Origin of the sequence: Streptomyces sp. NPDC002265, assembly GCF_040296125.1 — a bacterium.
Lineage (GTDB): Bacteria > Actinomycetota > Actinomycetes > Streptomycetales > Streptomycetaceae > Streptomyces.
The window spans coordinates 1-16,778 of record NZ_JBEOWS010000215.1; the positions used below are offsets into that span (position 1 = coordinate 1).

The window sequence follows — 16,778 nt, forward strand, 5'->3', positions numbered from 1 at the left end:
TTTTTTTTCAGCGTAACACACCGTCTACAACCCCCGCCCCCCCCCCTCGGGTGCGGGCCGTCGCCGTTCTTCATGGTCGGGGAGTGCCGCGGTGGCCTGCTGTTCGGCACCGCTCAGTTCGTCAGACTGCGGTGACCTTGACCATGGGGCCGTAGGCGTTGACGTGGACTTGGTCGGGGGCCTTGTACACGACGCGCCAGGTGCCGGAGCGGGTGACGGTGGGGTGAGCGGCGAAGTAGCCGGTGCTGCTGGTGCGGGCGCTGGTGATCAGGTGCCAGGTGCTGCTGCCGGAGGGGCGGAAGAAGATCTTGGGGTGGTGCAGTCACGGCAGCTGCTTCGGTTCCGGTTGGCCGGTCCGGCGTGGGTGCCGGGCAGGGGGTTGACCTGTCCCGTTCCTTCAATGCATCATTCCACTAGTTCATTGGTTGAATGGGGGTTCGGTCGTGGGGTTCACCTTCCGGATCGATCGGGGCGGCGGGATTCCCGCGTACGTCCAGATCGTCCAGCAGGTCCAGCAGGCTTTGCGGCTGGGCTTGTTGGTGCCGGGGGACCGGCTGCCCACCGCCCGCGCGGTGGTCGAGGCGACCGCACTGAATCCCAACACCGTGCTCAAGGCGTACCGCGAGCTGGAGTCCCAGGGCCTGGTGGAGACCCGGCGACGACACGGGACGTTCGTGACCGGCACCCTCGGCGCCCCCACCGCCGCCGCCGACTCGCCCTGGCGGGCCGAGCTGGCGGAGGTGGCCGAGCGGGCCCTGAAGGCCGGGCTCGAGCGGGACGACCTTGCCGCGCTCTTCACCGACGTACTCGACGACCTCTGTCCCCCGAAGGAGCAGGAACCCGATGCCGTACCCCGACAGTCCTGACGTGGCGCTCGCCGCCGACGGCCTCACCGCCCGGTACCGGCGCCGGGGTCCGGACGTCCTCGACGGTGCCGCCTTCAGCGTCCCGGCCGGAGTGGTGTCCGCGCTCGTCGGCCCCAACGGCGCGGGAAAGTCCACCCTGCTGGAGCTGGCGGCCGGGATGCGGCGGCCGGACGCCGGCACGGTCGAGGTCTGCGGCGGTCCGCCCCGCGCCGGGCACCCCCGGGTCGCCTACCTCGCCCAGCACCGCCCGCTCTTCCACCGGTTCACGGTCGCCGAGACCTTGCGCACGGGCGCCCGGCTCAACGAGGGCAATTGGGACGCGGAGCTGGCGGAGCGGGTGGTGGACCTGTCGCGGTTCCACCGGAACGACCGGATCGGCGATCTGTCCGGAGGCCAGCGCACCCGGATCGCCCTGGCGCTCGCCCTGGGCAAACGGGCCGATCTGCTGCTGCTGGACGAGCCGATGGCGGACCTGGACGTGCTGGCGCGACGGGAGTTGATGGGCCTGCTGATGGCGCATGTCGCCGACACCGGGACCACGGTGGTGATGTCCTCGCACATCCTCTCCGAGCTGGCCGACGCCTGCGACCACCTGCTGCTCCTCGACGCGGGCACGGTACGGCTCTGCGGCGACATCGACGAACTGACCTCCGCCCACGCGGTGGTGACCCTGCCCGGCGGCGCGGACCGGCTCGCCGGCCACACCGTCGTCGAGTCCCGTACGGCCGGGCGCGGCACCAGCGCGCTGATCCGCCCCGCCGAACCGCTGCCCGAGGACTGGGACGTCCGCGCCCCCTCCCTGGAGGAACTGGCCCTCGCGTATCTCGCCGGGGCCGAGGCGCCCGGCCTCTCCCGCTCCACTCCGTCGAACGCCAAGGAATCCGCCGCATGAGCCCCACCGCCGTCATATCCGGAGCCGGCCCGGCCGCGCCCGGCCACCGGGCGCCGCTGCTGCGGCTCGCCTTCCGGCAGTACCGGATCCTGGCCGCCCTGGTCCTGCTGCTCGCCCTGCTCGTCGGCGCACCGATCCTTCTCCACCACGCCGACTGGGCCGACGCCGTCGTCCTGCGCGACCGGGCGGGCGGCTACTACCGCTTCCTCGCGCACCCCGGTATGTACGACCTGACGGGCAGACTGCTGGACGACGGTGGCCGCATCTCCTTCCAGCCGGCCCTGCTCGCCGCGACGGCCGCGGGGGTGCTGACCGCCCGCGAGTGGGAGACCCGCCGGGTCACCCTGGCCCTGACCCAGTCGGTCACGCCCGCGCGGTGGTTCGGCGTCCACTGGGCCACCGTCGCCGTGATCTTCACGGTGCCGACCCTGGCGCTGGCGATGCTGTACCACCACAGCGCCACCTACGCGGCCCGGCACGATCTGCTCGTGCACGGAGCCGCGGTGCAGGGCACCTGCTTCGCCATCGGTCCGGTCACCGTCGCCTACGCCGTCCTCGGGGTCGCGGCCGGCGCGTACACCGGCACCCTGCTGCGCCGCATCTGGCCCACCCTGATTGCCGCGCCCGCGCTGACCTGGCTGGCGGCCGCCGTCCTGGTCCGCTCGCGCCTGGTCCTGCTGGTCGACTTCCCCCTCTTCGACAAGGTGCACGGCTACCATTCCGGCGGCATCCTCGGCCTGCAGCTCTTCGGTGCCGAACCCCAGGACACCTACCTGATCAACTCCCTGGACACCGGCGACTACTGGCCCTACCAGCTCGCCTCCGGCGCGCTCGTCCTCGCCACGGCCGCCCTCCTCGTCCTGTCCGCCCTGCGTATCGTGCGCCGCCGCACGGCGTAGTCCGGGCCCGCGCCGGGCGGATCCGCAGTCCGTCCGGCACGCCCCGGCCTGTCCGGCGAAGCCCGCGTCGGCGCGGCCCCCGGCGGTGCGGCCCCCCGGCGGTGCGGCCCCCGTCGGCGCGGCCCCCGGCGGTCCCTCCGGCACTGCCCCGGTTCGCCCGTCGTGACCCTCGGCCCGCGCCCGCCCTGGCTCTCGGCCCGCGCCCTTCGTGGCCGCCGTCCCACCCGCGCGGCCGCCGGTCCGCCCCCACCCGGCCCTGTCCGACGCGCCGGTCACCGCACCGCCGTAACGGCGGCCTCTCCTCGCTCCACCGGTACCGCCGGCACGTCACCGCGATGTGCCGGCCGCTGCCTCTGCCCTGGCGCGGGCCGACCCACGGGCACCCCGCCGCCTCGGCCCACAGGCACCCCGCCGCCTCCGCACGAACCCGAAGCGAGCACCACATGAAGACCACCCGCCCCGGCGCCGCCGGACACGAGATCCGCCGCTGTCTGGCCGCAGTCGACCAAGCGGCCTCCGCCTTGTCGCCCGGCGCCCGCGCGCGGCTCACCGGCGGCCTTGCCGACGCGTCGCCGTCGCGCCGGCCGAACGGCCCGGCGAGGCCGCTGTGTGGATCACCGCGCTGCTGGGCTCCTGACCGGAGCCCCCGCCTGAGCATCCCGCCTGAGCCCCCCGCCGGAGACGCTCCGCGGCGTGCCCGGGGCCGGTGCGCGAGCGATGGCGAGCGCAAGGGGGCCAAACGGTACGGGACTTCGTGACAGTACGGTAACTGTCCGATACGCAAAGGTGCTTGAGCGTTTCTGCTCTTTGTTAGCGTGGGCTGCCAGTGGCTTGCGGCCCATCGACTACGGGGATGACATGAGCAGACCGGGGGACGAACAGGGCGAGACGCCCGCGCAGTTGCGGAAGCGGGCGGAGGACCTGCGGGAGTGCGCTCGCAAAGCGAGGGCGCTGGCGGGGTCGCTGGGCGGCTATCTCGACAACGCGGTGAAGCAGGCGACGCCCGCGATCTGGAAGGGGCCGTTCGCCGACACGTCCACCGCGACGCTGGGGGCCCGCAAGAAGTCGCTGGGTTCCATGGCCGGCGATCTCATGGCGGACGCGCGGCGCTGGGAGACCGAGGCACACAACCTCGACGAGGAGGCCGCCAAGGCCGCCAAGTCGGACAAGCCCGGGGGATGAGCCGATGCCTTTCGTCGGATTCGACAGCGCGAAGATACGCAGCCTCGGCCGCGACCTGAAGACGCTCGGCGACAACGCGGGCAAGCTGCACAGTGATGTCTCCGGGGTGCTCACCCAGGCCCAGAGCCTGCTGCGCGGCAAGCCCGCGACCACGAGCGCGGCCCTTCAGCCGCTGGTCGGCAACCCCTTGTCGGTCTGGCCGTTCGGCGGCGGCACCCTGCCGGGATCGCTCGGCCACGAACTGCACGACATGTCCGACTCGATCACGCGCCGCTGCAACCAGCTGGACCTGTGCAACGACCTTCTCGACAAGGGGTACGCCATCGACCCGGCGCTCGCCTTCGCCGACGAGAACGCGCCGGACGAGAAGAAGATCACCGATGCGCTGTCGGCCGTGGCGGCCCTGGACGGCAAGGACTTCGGCGACGACGGCAACCGCGACGACCTGGAGAAGGTCAAGAGCATGCTCGACGGCATGACCGCCGCCGAGCTCGACGCCTTCTTCGCCAAGGTCCCGGCCGAGGACCTGCGCCGCTACGGCGACCTGGCGAAGAAGACCGACGACAGCGGCATGTGGTGGTGGGAGTCCCACGACGGCATCCCCGACGACCAGTTCCGCGACCACCTCAGCCTGCTGCTGAAGAAGGCCGGGCCGTCGCACTGGGCCAAGCTGGAGGCGGCGTTCCCGGGGATCCAGCCGGGGTTCGACACCACGGACGCCTGGTTGCAGGGCTACAACTCGCAGCTGCAACAGGGGGTGCAGGGCATGCACTACGGCATGCCCGGCGACCCCTTGTTCGCCACCCCGGGCAAGGTCGACGCGTCGAGCATCTCGCAGGGGCAGTTCGCGGACTGCTGGTACATCGCGTCCCTCACCGCGACGGCCCAGGCGAACCCGAAGTTCATCGCCGAGGGCATCAAGCAGAACCCCAACGGCACGGTGGACGTCCGTATCTGGGACAAGGACGGCAAGCAGCACTGGGTGACCGTCACCCCGGACCTGCCGATGGACGGGAACGGGAACCTGGTGTCGGCGCACGGCAACAAGGAGACCTGGCCCGCGTACTACGAGAAGGCGTTCGCCCTGATGTACGGCGGCGACGACGGCGGCACCCCGGACAACCACCAGGGGGACAAGCTCTACGACCGGGCCGAGAGCGGCGACTACGGCGCCACCGAGTGGGACAACACCGACAAGGCGCCGCCGTACGTGACCGGGCACGACTCCAAGTCGATCGACAACAACGTCGGCGCCCTCAGGAAGTCGTTCGAGTCGCACCACCCGGTGATCGTGGCGACCGGATCGGTCGACCCCAAGGACGTACCGAACGAGTGGAAGAGCAGTTTCGTCAGCCGGCACGTGTTCTACGTCAAGGGGTTCACCGCCGACGGCAAGGTCATCCTCGGCAATCCGTGGGGCGGCGGCGCCCTGGACGTCGAGGCGACGCCCGAACAGTACGAGAAGTACTTCAACAGTCCCCAGGAGCTGCAGGTGGCAGGGTGAGAGACATGAGAATCGGTGGGGCCGTCTGCCTCACGCTGCTGCTGGCCGGCTGCGGCGCCACGGGGACACCCGAGGCCTCGGACAGCACGGCGCCCCCGGCGTCCGCCTCGTCCACCCCGTCCTCCCGGCCCGCGCCGGCCGCCGACAAGGGCCCGGAGTGCGAGGGCGCCAGGAGCGCCGCGGGAGTGCATCTCCTGCGGGGCGGTGCCACGGCACTGCCGGACGGCGGCAGGGCGACCTACGCGGAGGCGGCGGCCGACGGCCGGCACCGCACCGCCGTGCTCTCCGCCGACGACGGCAGGCGGACCGTGGCGCCGGGGGGCAAGGTCACCCTCGGCGGGCACTCCTACACGGTCGCCCAGATCTGTACCTACCGCGTGGTCCTCACCACGGCGGACCACAGCGGCACGAACCAGGGAGCACAGATGGCCACGTGGCCGACGACGCAGGACGGTCACTGGCGGCTGCGCTGGCACGTGCCCGACAACGGGCCCGCCATGGGAGCCGTCCTGACCGACGTCCAGGACGGTCCGGCGCGGGCCTCGATCAGCGTGACGGCACCCGGCCAGGGTCAGCTCGCCTTCTACGACGACGTACGCAAGGGCGGCACGGTCGAGATCGCGAACCGGCTGTGGCGGGTCGAGGCCATCGACCCCGGCAACATGGGCGTCGACATGAACGCGCCGGACTTCAAGGCGGGCCATGTGGACCTCCGGGAGCTCGGCAAGGCCTGAACCGGGCGGAGGTTGGTCGGCGGAGAGGCTCAACTCTCCCCGGCGTAAGGAAAATTGCCGCAAACGGGACGCAAAGTTAACCGGAGTCGAGGGAACTCCCTTACCTGCGGCAACATCTTGGTGAACGACGGACATCTCCGTCGGCCGGATGGGGTGAGGGATGTTGGTGGAGCCGAGAATCGCCGTCGCGGTGGTGACCATGGGGAACCGGCCTGCCGAGGTCGACGCCCTGCTGGAGTCGGTGGCCAAACAGGACCTCGCGCCCGCCCGGATCGTGATCGTCGGCAACGGCTGCCGGCTGCCCGAGTTCGCGCACCGGCTGGCGCTGCCCGGTGAGGTCACGGTCGTCGAGGAGAGCGAGAACCTCGGCTGTCCGGGCGGCCGCAACGTCGCCCTCGCCCGGCTGCGCGAGTTCGGTGACATCGACGTCGTGGTGGAGCTCGACGACGACGGGCTGCTCGTCGACGCCGACGTGCTGAGCCGGGTGCGGGAGCTGTACGCCGCCGACCCGCGGCTGGGCATCGTCGGCTTCCGCATCGCCGACGAGCACGGCGAGACACAGCGGCGGCATGTGCCGCGGGCCGGGGCGGCCGACCCGATGCGGGGCGGGTACGTGACCGGATTCCTCGGCGGCGGACACGCCCTGAGCATGGCGATGCTGGCGCAGACCGGCGACTGGCCGGCCGCGTTCTTCTTCGCGCACGAGGAGACCGACCTGGCCTGGCGGGCAGCCGACTCCGGCTGGCACATCCTCTACGCACCCGAACTGCTGCTCCAGCACCCGAAGACCTCGCCCGCCCGGCACGCCATCTACTACCGGGTGACCGCCCGCAACCGGGTGTGGCTGGTCCGGCGCAGGCTGCCCCTGCCGCTCATCCCCGTGCACCTGGGGGTGTGGATCCTGGTCACCCTGCTGCGCACCCGGTCGGCCGGCGGACTGCGGGCCTGGTTCGGCGGCTTCGTGGAAGGGCTGCGCGAGCCGGCCGGGGAACGCCGGCCCATGCGCTGGCGGACCGTCTGGCGGCTGACCCGGCTGGGGCGGCCGCCGGTCATCTGAGAACGCGGACAGGGTCCCGGTCGTTCACCTCTGACGACCGGGACCCCTCGCGTTCCCGGACCCGGCCGGGGCGGCGACACTCCCCCGAGTCCCGCGTCGTCGACGCGTGCGCCGTCGGGGCCGGATCCGATGTATTGATCACATCAGGCCTGGCCAACAGATCGCTAACATGTGGCCAACGGTCTGCTCCGTCGTCGCCGCTCGACCGGCTTGAAAGCGTTGGGCGGTACACGGGCGGACCGGCCGTGCCACGTGGGCATCGGCGGTCGGACCGCCGCGGCGGAGTGGCGCGGCGCAGTGGCGGGATCCTGTCGTGCAGGGGCGAGAATCGGCCGTGCGCCGATTCCGCCTGAGGGCGCGAGCGGACAGGCGTGCGGGAAGGTGCAGTGAGCGGCGTGATGGGGTGCGCGCTGCGGTTCGGACTGCTGGGACCGCCTGTTCTGTACGACACCTGTGGCACCCGTGACGCCTGCGGCATCCCCGATGTCCGTGCCGTCGGCAGCCCCAAGGTGCGGACCCTGCTGGCCGCGCTGCTGCTGGAGGCCGGCCGGGTCGTCTCGGTCGGCTCGCTCAAGGACACGCTGTGGGGCGGTGCGCCGCCCGCCTCCGCACAGGCCTCGCTGCACAACCATGTGACCCGGCTGCGCCGGCTGCTCGACGACCCGGAACGGCTGCGCGCGACGCCGCCCGGATATGTGCTGCGCGTCGACGAGGGCGAACTGGACGTCCATGTGTTCGAGCGGCGCCTCGCCGTGGCCCGCGGCGCGCATGCCGCCCGCGACTGGGAACTGGTCGTACGCGAGTGCCTGGCCGCGCTCGCGCTGTGGCGGGGCACCCCGCTGAGCGGGCTGCCGTCCGAGGTGGGCGGGTACGCCTTCGTCCAGCGGCTGAAGGAGGCGCGGCTGCTCCTGGAGGACTGGCGCTACGACGCCGAGCTCGCCGTGGGTGGCAGCCGGCTCGGTGCCCTGGTGCCGGAGCTGGCCGCGCTGGCCGCCGAGCACCCGCTGCGGGAGTCGTACCACCGCCAGCTGATGCTCGCCCTGCACCGCACCGGTCGCCGGGCCGAGGCCCTCGCCGTCCACCGCGATCTGCGCAGCCGTCTCGTCGGGGAGCTGGGCGTCGAACCGGGCCCCGGCGTGCGCGAGGCGCATGTGGAGGTGCTGAGGGGCACGCCCGGCGGACTCACCGCCCCTGCGGCACCTGCCGCACCCGCCGCGTCCGCGGTGCTGCTCACGATGCCCGCGACGCCCGCGGCACTCACCGCACCTTGCGTGTCCGCCACACCTTGCGTGTCTCCTGCCCCGCGGATTCCGGGCGCACCGGCCGTGCGGACCGGTCCGGCAGCGCGGACGGTCCCGGCGGCGCGGATCGTTCCGGCGGCGCGGACCGTTCCGGCCGTGCCGGGCGAGGCGGACACCCCACCCCCGCACGCCCCGGCCGAAGGCGCCCAGCACGCCCCGCACGCGTCTGCCGAAGGCGTTCCGCGCACCCCCGGCGAAAGCGTCCCGCGTGCACCCCGGCCCGCCCAACTGCCGCCCGCGCCTGCCCACTTCACCGGGCGCCTCGATGTCCTGGAGGCCCTGCGGCGGACCCTGGCAGCCGACCCTCCCGGCACGGACGGCACGGACGGCACGGACGCCAGGCACGGCGCTTCCGGCTTCTCCTCCCTCCCGCTCCCGCTGGCCGTCGTCAGCGGCATGGCCGGGGTCGGCAAGAGTGCCCTCGCCCTGCATGTCGCGCACGGCCTGCGGGACCGCTTCCCCGACGGCCAGCTGTACATCAACCTGCACGGTGCCACCCCGGGCATGACCCCGCTCACCCCCGCCCAGGCGCTGGCCGCGCTGCTGCGCGACCTCGGCGCCGACCTCCGGCACATCCCCGAGCACCAGGACGCGGCCACCGCGTTGCTGCGCTCCCTGCTCGCGCCGACGCGCACGCTGATGGTGCTGGACGACGCCGCGCACGCCGCGCAGATACGCCCGCTGTTGCCGGCCGGCCCCGGCTGTGCGGTGATCGTCACCAGCCGGTCCCCGCTGACCGCTCTCGACGGCGCCCGCCGCTTCCCGCTCGGCCCGCTCTCCGGCCAGGACAGCGCGGCGCTGCTGCGCTCGGTCTCCGGCCGCGACGGCCTCGACGCCACCCATCCGCTCGTCGAGCTCACCGGCCGGCTCCCGCTCGCCCTGCGGGTCGTCGCCGCCCGGCTGGCCGCCCGCCGGGCCCTCACCCCGGACGTGCTCGCCGGTCAGCTGGCCGCCACGGGACGGTTGCACCATCTGGAGTACGACGATCTGAGCGTCCGCCGCTCCCTGGCCGTCGCGCACGACGCGCTCGCCGCCTCCGAGCGCGAGACCGACCGGGACGCGGCCCGCGCACTGCGCCGCATCGGCGCGCTCGACCTGCCTGTGTACGGTGCCCCCCTGCTCGCCCGGCTGACCGGCACCGACGAACGCCGCGCCGAGGCCGCCCTCGACCGCCTCGTCGACGTGGCGCTCCTGGAGGAGACGGCGTACGGCCGCTACGCCCCCCACGACCTGGTGCGCGACTTCGCCCGTGAACTGGCCGACAAGGACCCCGGCCCGCACGACGGGGGCGAACCCGCCCCCGTCGTCCTCGCCCTGCGCTGGTACGCCGCCGTCGCCGACCGGGTCCTCACCGCGATCGTGGAACCCGGCTACGAGCAGGACGACCGCCGCTGTCCGACCCCGTCCCAGCCGCCCGGGCATCCGGCCCACGCGGTGGCGCCCTTCGGCAGTCCCGAGGAGGCCTTCGCCTGGGGCGACCTGGAACTGGAGAACGTCGTCGCGCTCGTGCGGCGCCACCCGGCGGACACGGCCGATGCCGTCACCGCCGCCCATGTCTCCACTCTCGCGCGGCTCCTGTTCCCCTACGTCCAGCGCAGTGGGCGATGCGCCGAGATGGAGGTGCTGGGGCGGGCCGCGCTCGCCGCGGCGCGCCGGCTCGGGGACGAGGCGGCCGAGGCCCACGCGCTGGGCGACCTCGCCGCCCTGCACTTTCTGACCGGCCGCCAGAAGGACGCGCTGGCCCTCAACGACCGTGCCCTGGCCCTCTGGCGCCGGCTGGAGCGGCTCTCCCGGATCCGGCGCTGCCTCAACAACCGGGGTCTGCTGCTCGAAGGGCTCGGCCGGTACGAGGAGTCCGGCGCGGCGCTGCGGCAGAGCCTGGAGTACTCACGGCAGCTGAACGACCCGTACGGCGAGGCCGTCACCCACAGCCACCTGGGCAATCTGTACGAGCACACCGACCCCCGGGCCGCGATCGAGCAGCACCGGCGCTCCCTCGCCCTCGGCGACGAGATCGGCGCCGTCATCCTGCAGCACTCGGCGCACTGCAATATCGGCTACGCCCATCTGACCCTGGGCGAACCGGCCGCCGCGCTGCCGCACTTCGAGGAGAGCCGGCGCATCCGCGGCGGCCACGGCGACTGGCACGGCGAGTCCCAGACCCGGCTCGGCCTGGTGCGCACCCTGCGGCTGCTCGGGCGCGGCGTCCCCGCCGCCCGTGAGTGCGCCGAGCTGCTGAGCCGCGCGGACGCCCGCGCCGACCGCTACACCGGCGGACTCGCCCGGCACCAGCTCGGCCTGCTGCTCCGGGAGCGGGGACGTGTCGAGGAGGCGTACGAGGAGTGGCGCGCGGCCCTTGCGGCCCTGGACGGGACGGACGAGGAGGCGGTCGTGGCGGAACTCGTGGGGCTGCTCGCCGGCTCCTGCTGATTCGGCCGTTCTCCGCGCGCCGATCCAGCCGCCCTCCGCGTGTCCGAAGAACGCCCTGCCCGGCCGTCCGCCGGCAGCGGACCGCGGCCGTTCACTTCGCGTCGGCATAGCACTGCACCACCGCCGTCGTGAACGGGAACCGCACCGGGGTGTCCCCGAACGTCAGCCGTCCCGCGAGGTCCGCCGCCTCCCGGATCGCCGCCACGACCGTGTCGGCCTCGTGCGCCGGACAGTGCACGATCACCTCGTCGTGCTGGAAGAAGACCAGCTCGGCCGCCATGGCGGCACAGGTCCGCCGCAGCGCGGCCAGCAACAGCAGGGTCCAGTCGGCCGCGCTGCCCTGGACGACGAAGTTGCGGGCGAAGCGGCCGCGGGCGCGGGCGTCGGTGGAGGCGTATCCCGGCATCCAGCCCTGCTCGGCGGGCTGCCCGGCCGGCTCCTCCTGCGGCATCCCCGCCTCTTCCGCTCCTTCGTCGCCCGCCCCGGCCGCGGGCGGACAGGTGCGCCCCAGCCACGTCCGCACCAGCCGGCCCTCCTGGCCGGCCTGCGCCGCGTCGTCGACGTACGCCACCGCTCTGGGGAAGCGGCGTCTGAGGGCGGCGAGGTTCTTCAGGCCGTCCCCGGAGGTCTGGCCGTAGACCGCGCCGAGCACGGCGAGTTTGGCCTGGCCGCGGTCGCCGGAGAAGGCGCGGTCGGAGACGGACTGGTACAGGTCGTCCTCCCGGGCGGCCACCTCCATCAGGCCGGGGTCACGGGAGATCGCGGCGAGCACCCGCGGTTCCATCTGGTCGACGTCCGCGACGACGAGCCGCCAGCCGGGATCGGCGACGACGGCACGCCGGATGACCTTGGGGATCTGCAGGGCGCCGCCGCCGTTGGTCACCCAGCGCCCGGTGACCGTCCCGCCCGCGAGGAACTCCGGCCGGAACCGCCCGTCCCGCACCCAGTCCTGGAGCCAGGACCAGCCGTGCGCGACCCAGATGCGGTACAGCTTCTTGTACTCGATCAGCGGCTTCACGGCCGGGTGGTCGAGGGACTCGATCTCCCACCGGCGGGTCGACCTGACCTTGATGCCGGCCTGGGCGAAGGCCTTGACGACGTCGGCGGGCAGATCGGGCCGCACCCGGCGGCCGAACGCCGCCGACACCTCGTCGGCGAGCTCGGCCAGGCGCCGGGGCTCCCCGCCGCCGGTGTAGCGCTCGCCGAGCAGTTCGCGCAGGACCTCGCGGTGCACGTCCGCGCTCCACGGCAGTCCCGCGCGGTTCATCTCGGCCGCCACCAGCATCCCCGCCGACTCCGCGGACGTCAGCAGCCGCAGCCGGTCGGGGCGGGCGGACCGGTCGTGCCGCCGCTGCTGCTCGGCGTAGACCTCGACGAGGTCCGTCAGCGGCAGCCGGGTGCCCTGCGGTTCGAACAGCGGGGACTGCGCGCCGGGCTCCGCGGACCGCTGGCGCGGATCGGGCGGCACCGGACGGCCGTGCAGCCGGGCGAGGGCGGCGACCGCCGAGCGGGGTTCGCCGTAACGGCCCTCGTGGCCGAGGAGGAGGGTCTCGGCGTCCTCGATGTCGTAGCACCGCTCGACCCGCACCCCACTGGCGAGCAGTCGCGGGTAGACCTCGGCGGTGGTGCGCCACACCCAGCGGAAGACGTCCGGCCTGCGGCGTACGGCCTCGGCGAGGTCCGGCTCCCGCACCACCGGCGCGGCGGGCAGCCCGTCCGGACCGAGGGGGGCGATCTCCACGCCACCGTCCTCGGTCGGAGCGAGCGCCCACCGGTCGGCCATGCAACGAGTCTCGCAGGAGCCTCTGACAACGGCCCCGACCTGCGGTTTCCGCCGGACTACCGCTCCTCCTCCTGCTCCCCGTCCTGGGACTGCGACTCCTGGTCCAGCCGCAACGTCTCCAGCAGCTTCACGACGAACGCCTCGGACCGGGCCTTGTCGATGCCGAGCCCGCTCAGCACGCCCTCGCCGTTCTCGAACTCCAGCAGGGCGAGCAGGATGTGCTCGGTGCCGACGTAGTTGTGGCCGAGGCGGAGGGCCTCGCGGAAGGTGAGTTCCAGTGCCTTTTTGGCGGCGGGGCCGTACGGGATCAGCTCCGGGGCGTCCTCGGCGGCCGGCGGGAGCGCGGCAGCCGCGGCCTCGCGGACCGCGTCCAGGGAGACGCCCTGCGCGATGATCGCCCGTGCGCCGAGTCCCTCGGGCTCGGCGAGCAGACCGAGGACGAGGTGCTCCGGCAGCCCCTCGGCGCCGCCCGCGGCCTTGGCCTCGTTGTGGGAGGCCATGACCACGTTGCGGGCGCGCGGGGTGTACCGGTTGAAGCCCTGGCTGGGGTCGAGGTCGGTCGACTCCTTCGGCACGAACCGCTTCTGCGCCGCCTGCCGGGTGACGCCCATGCTCTTGCCGATGTCCGTCCAGGAGGCGCCCGAACGGCGCGCCTGGTCCACGAAGTGGCCGATCAGATGGTCGGCGACCTCGCCCAGGTACTCGCCGGCGAGCACCGCGTCCTGGAGCTGCTCGAGGGGTTCCGCGTGGACCTTCTTGATCGCGGAGATGAGGTCGTCGAGACGTACGGATGACGTGATGGTCGGTTGCGTCGACATGTGTCAACCTTAGGTTGACGCAAGAGGGGTGTCAACCTAAGGTTGACAATCAAGGGGTCATTGGGGCGAGGTGGCCAGCCGCAGCGCCAGCGCCGTGAAGACCGTCCCGCTGAACACGTCGAGCCCGCGTGCCACCCGGCGGCTGCGGCGCAACAGCGCCGACAGCTTCCCGGACAGCAGCCCGACCGAGCTGTCCACCACGAAGCCCATCGTCACGATGGTCAGTCCGAGCACCAGGAGCTGCTCCGGTACGTGGCCCAGCCCCGGATCCACGAACTGAGGGAGGAAGGCGATGTTGAACAGGATCACCTTGGGGTTGAGCAGGTTGGTGACGGCGCCCTGCCAGAACGCGCGCCGCAGTCCGGGTCCGGCGGGCGCGCCCTCCGCGTCCTCGGCGCCCTCCGCGCCCGGCAGCGACCGGTCCCGGAACGCCTTCACGGCCAGATACAGCAGATAGCCCGCGCCTGCCCAGCGCAGCACGTGGTACAGCACCGGCAGCGCCGCGAACAGCGCCGACAGGCCGAGCGCCGCGGCCGCCGAGTGCACGAGCATGGCGCAGGCGACCCCGCAGGCGGCCAGCACCCCGGCCGTGGGGCCGCCCCGCCCGCCCATCGCGACGATGAACATCATGTCGGGGCCGGGGGTGACGCAGAGCGCGAGAGCGGTGACGAGGAACGCCGCGTACAAGGATGTGTCCACCATGGCCGCCATGCTGGAACCCGTGCGGAGCCCCGGGCGACCGGGTTTCGGGGGCTGAGACACGGGCGGCTTCGGCGTCCCGGGACCTCGTGGCACGATCGACGGGTGAGCCGTACGACCAGCACCGTCGAGCGTGCCTTCGAGGCAGCCCTCTACGACGCCACCGACACCGCCCTCGACACCGGCGCCTCGCTGCTCGCGTCGGACCCCGCGGCCGACGCCGAGCTCGACGCCCGGGGCAGGGAGTTCGTGGCGGCGGCCTGGCGGCGAGGCTGGCAGCCCGCCGACCTCGTCCGCTACGTGCGCCGCGAGCTGGACGACGTACACCTGCGCCTGTGCGTGGCGCTGGTCCGGGCGCAGGCGCCCGTGGACGGTCCGCGCGGTCCCCGCTGGGCGGCGCAGCTGGACGAACTGGCCGCGATCGGCGCGCCGTCCGGCACCGACCGCTTCTCGCGGGCCGGTGCGGTCCTGGAGCTGTACCGCCTGCTGCTGCGGCTGCCCACGCTGGAGCCGCTGGCGCAGCCCGTGCGGCGGCAGCCCGGGACCGGGTCCGACACCCGGATGCTCGGCCGGATCCGCGCGCTGCTGGCCAAGGCGGAGGCGACCGGGTTCCCGGAGGAGGCGGAGGCGCTGAGCGCCAAGGCGCAGGAGCTCATGGCCCGGCACAGCGTGGACGAGGCGCTGCTCGCCGCCCGTGCGCCGGCCCCGGACGCCCCCGGCGCCTGCCGGATCGGGGTCGAGCCGCCGTACGAGCAGGCCAAGGCGGTGCTGCTGGACGCGGTCTCCGGCGCGAACCACTGCCGGGCGGTGTGGAACGAACCTCTCGGCTTCTCCACGGTCGTCGGCTTCGAGGCCGACCTGGAGGCGGTCGAACTCCTCTACACCTCACTGCTCGTGCAGGCCACGACGGCGATGACCCGGGCGGAGGCGGCCCAGCGTGCGGGCGGCCGCAAGCGGACCAAGACCTTCCGGCAGTCGTTCCTCGCCGCGTACGCCCACCGCATCGGCAGCCGTCTGACGGTCGCGGCGAAGACGCAGGTGACGGACGACCTGCTGCCCGTCCTCGCCTCCCGCGAGGTCGCGGTCTCCTCGGCCACGGACCGCATGTTCCCGCAGACGGTGACGACCCGGCTGCGCGGGGTGAGCGACGAGGCGGGCTGGACCGAGGGCAGGGAGGCGGCCGACCGGGCCCGGATGGGCTCCCGTCCCAGGCTGCCCTGACCCGACGGCGGCCGTCGGCCGGCTGCCGTCGTCCTTCGCCCGCTGCCGTCGTCCGGTCGCTGTCGCTGTCGCTGCCGCTGTCCGGCCGCCGCCCTTCGTCAGTGGCGGTCAGTCGCCGTCAGTCGCCGTCAGTCGCCGTCCGTCGCCGTCCGTCGCCGTCCGTCGCCGTCAGTCGCCGTCCGTCGCCGTCAGTCGCCGTCCGTCGGCGTCAGTCGCCGGCCTGCTGGAAGGCGCTCACCGAGACGTCCGGCTTGTCCGTGCCGTCCTTCAGCGCGACATCGCCGTACGTCCAGTCGAAGCTGTGGGTGGTGTCGGCGCCGGGCAGGCTGAACTTCATGCTGTCGGCCGCGAAGCTCTTGGCGCCGCCCGCCTCGCCCCGCACATAGGTGAGGGTGAAGGAGGCGGTCGCGTCCTTGGCGAGGGTCAGCTTCTGCGCCTGCGCGGCCGCGTCCTTCGGGACGTCGGCGGAGGCGCTGCCGGCCCCGAGGGCGACGGCCGGGAAGCCGTTCAGCGTGCACTCGGATCCGGTGTTGGTCACGGTGACGGAGACGTTGCCGGTGTCCCCGGCGGCCGGGGCGGCGTTGACCGGGCCGACCTCCAGGCCGACCTTGCCGATCGCGCACGCGTTGCCGGCGGCGGCGCCACCACCGGCCGTCTTCTCGTCACTGGTTCCGCCGCCGCCGTCGCACGCGGTGAGCAGCAGTGCCGCAGCGAGGGCGGTGACGGTGATGGGCAAGGCGCGCATGAGTTCCCCTGAGGTCGTGTCGGTGCCCCTGGATCATCACGCATGGACCGGTGGTCCCGTCGCGCGACCCCGCTTTTTGCTCAGGATCCCAGGTTCGCCGTGGGCAGCCCCGAGGGCAGCTGTCCGCCCTCCGACCTGGTGTATGTCTCCTTGCCGAGTTCTCCCTGCCAGGTGACATTCAGCGTCGTCCTGTTGACGGAGTCGACCATTCCCGTGGCCCGCTTGCTGCTGCCGTCCGTGCACTTGAGGTGGATCATCAGCATCCCGGCCTCCTTGCCCGCGGTGCCGCTGCACACACTGCCGCTGGTGGCGAAGAGGCCCGCCTGCTTGCCGGTGACGACCAGGGCCACGGCCTGACCGTCGGTCGTGGCGAGCCAGCTGCCCTCCAGGGAGTCGGCGGCCGCGGTCGCCCCGCCGGTGCCCCCGGTGTCCGCGGTCGCCGTGGCCGTGGGCGCCGGGCTCGCCGAGGACTCGTCCGTGGCACCGCCACCGCCGCCGCACGCGGTCAGCGCGAGCACCCCCGTGAGCCCGGCGCCCAGGGCGGTGAGCCGTACCCGCCGGCGGGAGACCCCGCGCGCCGCACCGCGCGAAGGTCGGGAGAAGGTCGCCGAAGTCACTGGAAACTCCCAAGCGGTAAGCGGGCCGGC

At 73.3% G+C, this 16,778-nt stretch carries 14 protein-coding genes; 9 read left to right on the forward strand and 5 right to left on the reverse strand.

Annotated features, from left to right (window positions below; translation table 11 throughout):
• Window positions 1–443: 443 nt before the first annotated feature.
• The 8 genes from ABT085_RS30290 to ABT085_RS30325 all read left to right on the forward strand — a co-directional run bounded on the left by ABT085_RS30290 (window position 444) and on the right by ABT085_RS30325 (window position 10,865).
• Complete coding sequence (locus ABT085_RS30290; RefSeq protein ID WP_351614860.1) at window positions 444–866, forward strand: GntR family transcriptional regulator; 423 nt, start codon at window positions 444–446, stop codon at window positions 864–866.
• On the forward strand, window positions 844–1,758 hold the full coding sequence (locus ABT085_RS30295; protein ID WP_351614863.1) for an ABC transporter ATP-binding protein: 915 nt from the start codon (window positions 844–846) through the stop codon (window positions 1,756–1,758). The genes ABT085_RS30290 and ABT085_RS30295 overlap by 23 nt, the downstream gene beginning before the upstream one ends.
• Complete coding sequence (locus ABT085_RS30300) at window positions 1,755–2,657, forward strand: ABC-2 membrane transporter-related protein (RefSeq protein ID WP_351614865.1); 903 nt, start codon at window positions 1,755–1,757, stop codon at window positions 2,655–2,657. The genes ABT085_RS30295 and ABT085_RS30300 overlap by 4 nt, the downstream gene beginning before the upstream one ends.
• An 858-nt stretch (window positions 2,658–3,515) precedes the next feature.
• A complete protein-coding gene (locus ABT085_RS30305) occupies window positions 3,516–3,839 on the forward strand; it encodes a hypothetical protein (RefSeq protein ID WP_351614868.1) in 324 nt (107 codons plus the stop codon).
• Between the two features lie 4 nt (window positions 3,840–3,843).
• A complete protein-coding gene (locus ABT085_RS30310) occupies window positions 3,844–5,343 on the forward strand; it encodes a C2 family cysteine protease (protein ID WP_351614871.1) in 1,500 nt (499 codons plus the stop codon).
• 5 nt (window positions 5,344–5,348) lie between these two features.
• Window positions 5,349–6,077 (forward strand): hypothetical protein, encoded by a 729-nt coding sequence (locus ABT085_RS30315; protein WP_351614874.1) that lies wholly within the window; start codon window positions 5,349–5,351, stop codon window positions 6,075–6,077.
• Window positions 6,078–6,237: 160 nt separating this feature from the next.
• Window positions 6,238–7,134: a glycosyltransferase family 2 protein gene (locus ABT085_RS30320; protein WP_351614876.1), complete on the forward strand. Its 897-nt coding sequence runs from the start codon at window positions 6,238–6,240 to the stop codon at window positions 7,132–7,134.
• 398 nt (window positions 7,135–7,532) lie between these two features.
• Window positions 7,533–10,865 carry a BTAD domain-containing putative transcriptional regulator gene (locus tag ABT085_RS30325; RefSeq protein WP_351614896.1) on the forward strand — a complete coding sequence of 1,111 codons (3,333 nt, stop codon included), beginning with the start codon at window positions 7,533–7,535 and terminating at the stop codon, window positions 10,863–10,865.
• Window positions 10,866–10,956: 91 nt separating this feature from the next.
• Here ABT085_RS30325 and ABT085_RS30330 read toward each other — a convergent pair whose 3' ends face one another.
• From ABT085_RS30330 to ABT085_RS30340, 3 genes are read right to left on the reverse strand one after another with little or no spacing between them, the layout of a single operon-like run.
• Complete coding sequence (locus ABT085_RS30330) at window positions 10,957–12,648, reverse strand: bifunctional 3'-5' exonuclease/DNA polymerase (RefSeq protein ID WP_351614879.1); 1,692 nt, start codon at window positions 12,646–12,648, stop codon at window positions 10,957–10,959.
• Between the two features lie 56 nt (window positions 12,649–12,704).
• Window positions 12,705–13,466 (reverse strand): Clp protease N-terminal domain-containing protein, encoded by a 762-nt coding sequence (locus ABT085_RS30335; protein ID WP_351614882.1) that lies wholly within the window; start codon window positions 13,464–13,466, stop codon window positions 12,705–12,707.
• 57 nt (window positions 13,467–13,523) lie between these two features.
• Complete coding sequence (locus tag ABT085_RS30340) at window positions 13,524–14,168, reverse strand: LysE family translocator (RefSeq protein ID WP_351614885.1); 645 nt, start codon at window positions 14,166–14,168, stop codon at window positions 13,524–13,526.
• A 102-nt stretch (window positions 14,169–14,270) separates the two neighbouring features.
• On the opposite strand from ABT085_RS30340, the gene ABT085_RS30345 reads away from it, so the two are divergent.
• Complete coding sequence (locus tag ABT085_RS30345) at window positions 14,271–15,386, forward strand: DUF2786 domain-containing protein (RefSeq protein ID WP_351614888.1); 1,116 nt, start codon at window positions 14,271–14,273, stop codon at window positions 15,384–15,386.
• A gap of 208 nt (window positions 15,387–15,594) precedes the next feature.
• On the opposite strand, the gene ABT085_RS30350 is transcribed toward ABT085_RS30345, so the two are convergent.
• On the reverse strand, window positions 15,595–16,131 hold the full coding sequence (locus ABT085_RS30350; protein ID WP_351614890.1) for a DUF4232 domain-containing protein: 537 nt from the start codon (window positions 16,129–16,131) through the stop codon (window positions 15,595–15,597).
• Window positions 16,132–16,211: 80 nt separating this feature from the next.
• A complete protein-coding gene (locus tag ABT085_RS30355) occupies window positions 16,212–16,748 on the reverse strand; it encodes a hypothetical protein (protein ID WP_351614893.1) in 537 nt (178 codons plus the stop codon).
• Between the last annotated feature and the right edge of the window lie 30 nt (window positions 16,749–16,778).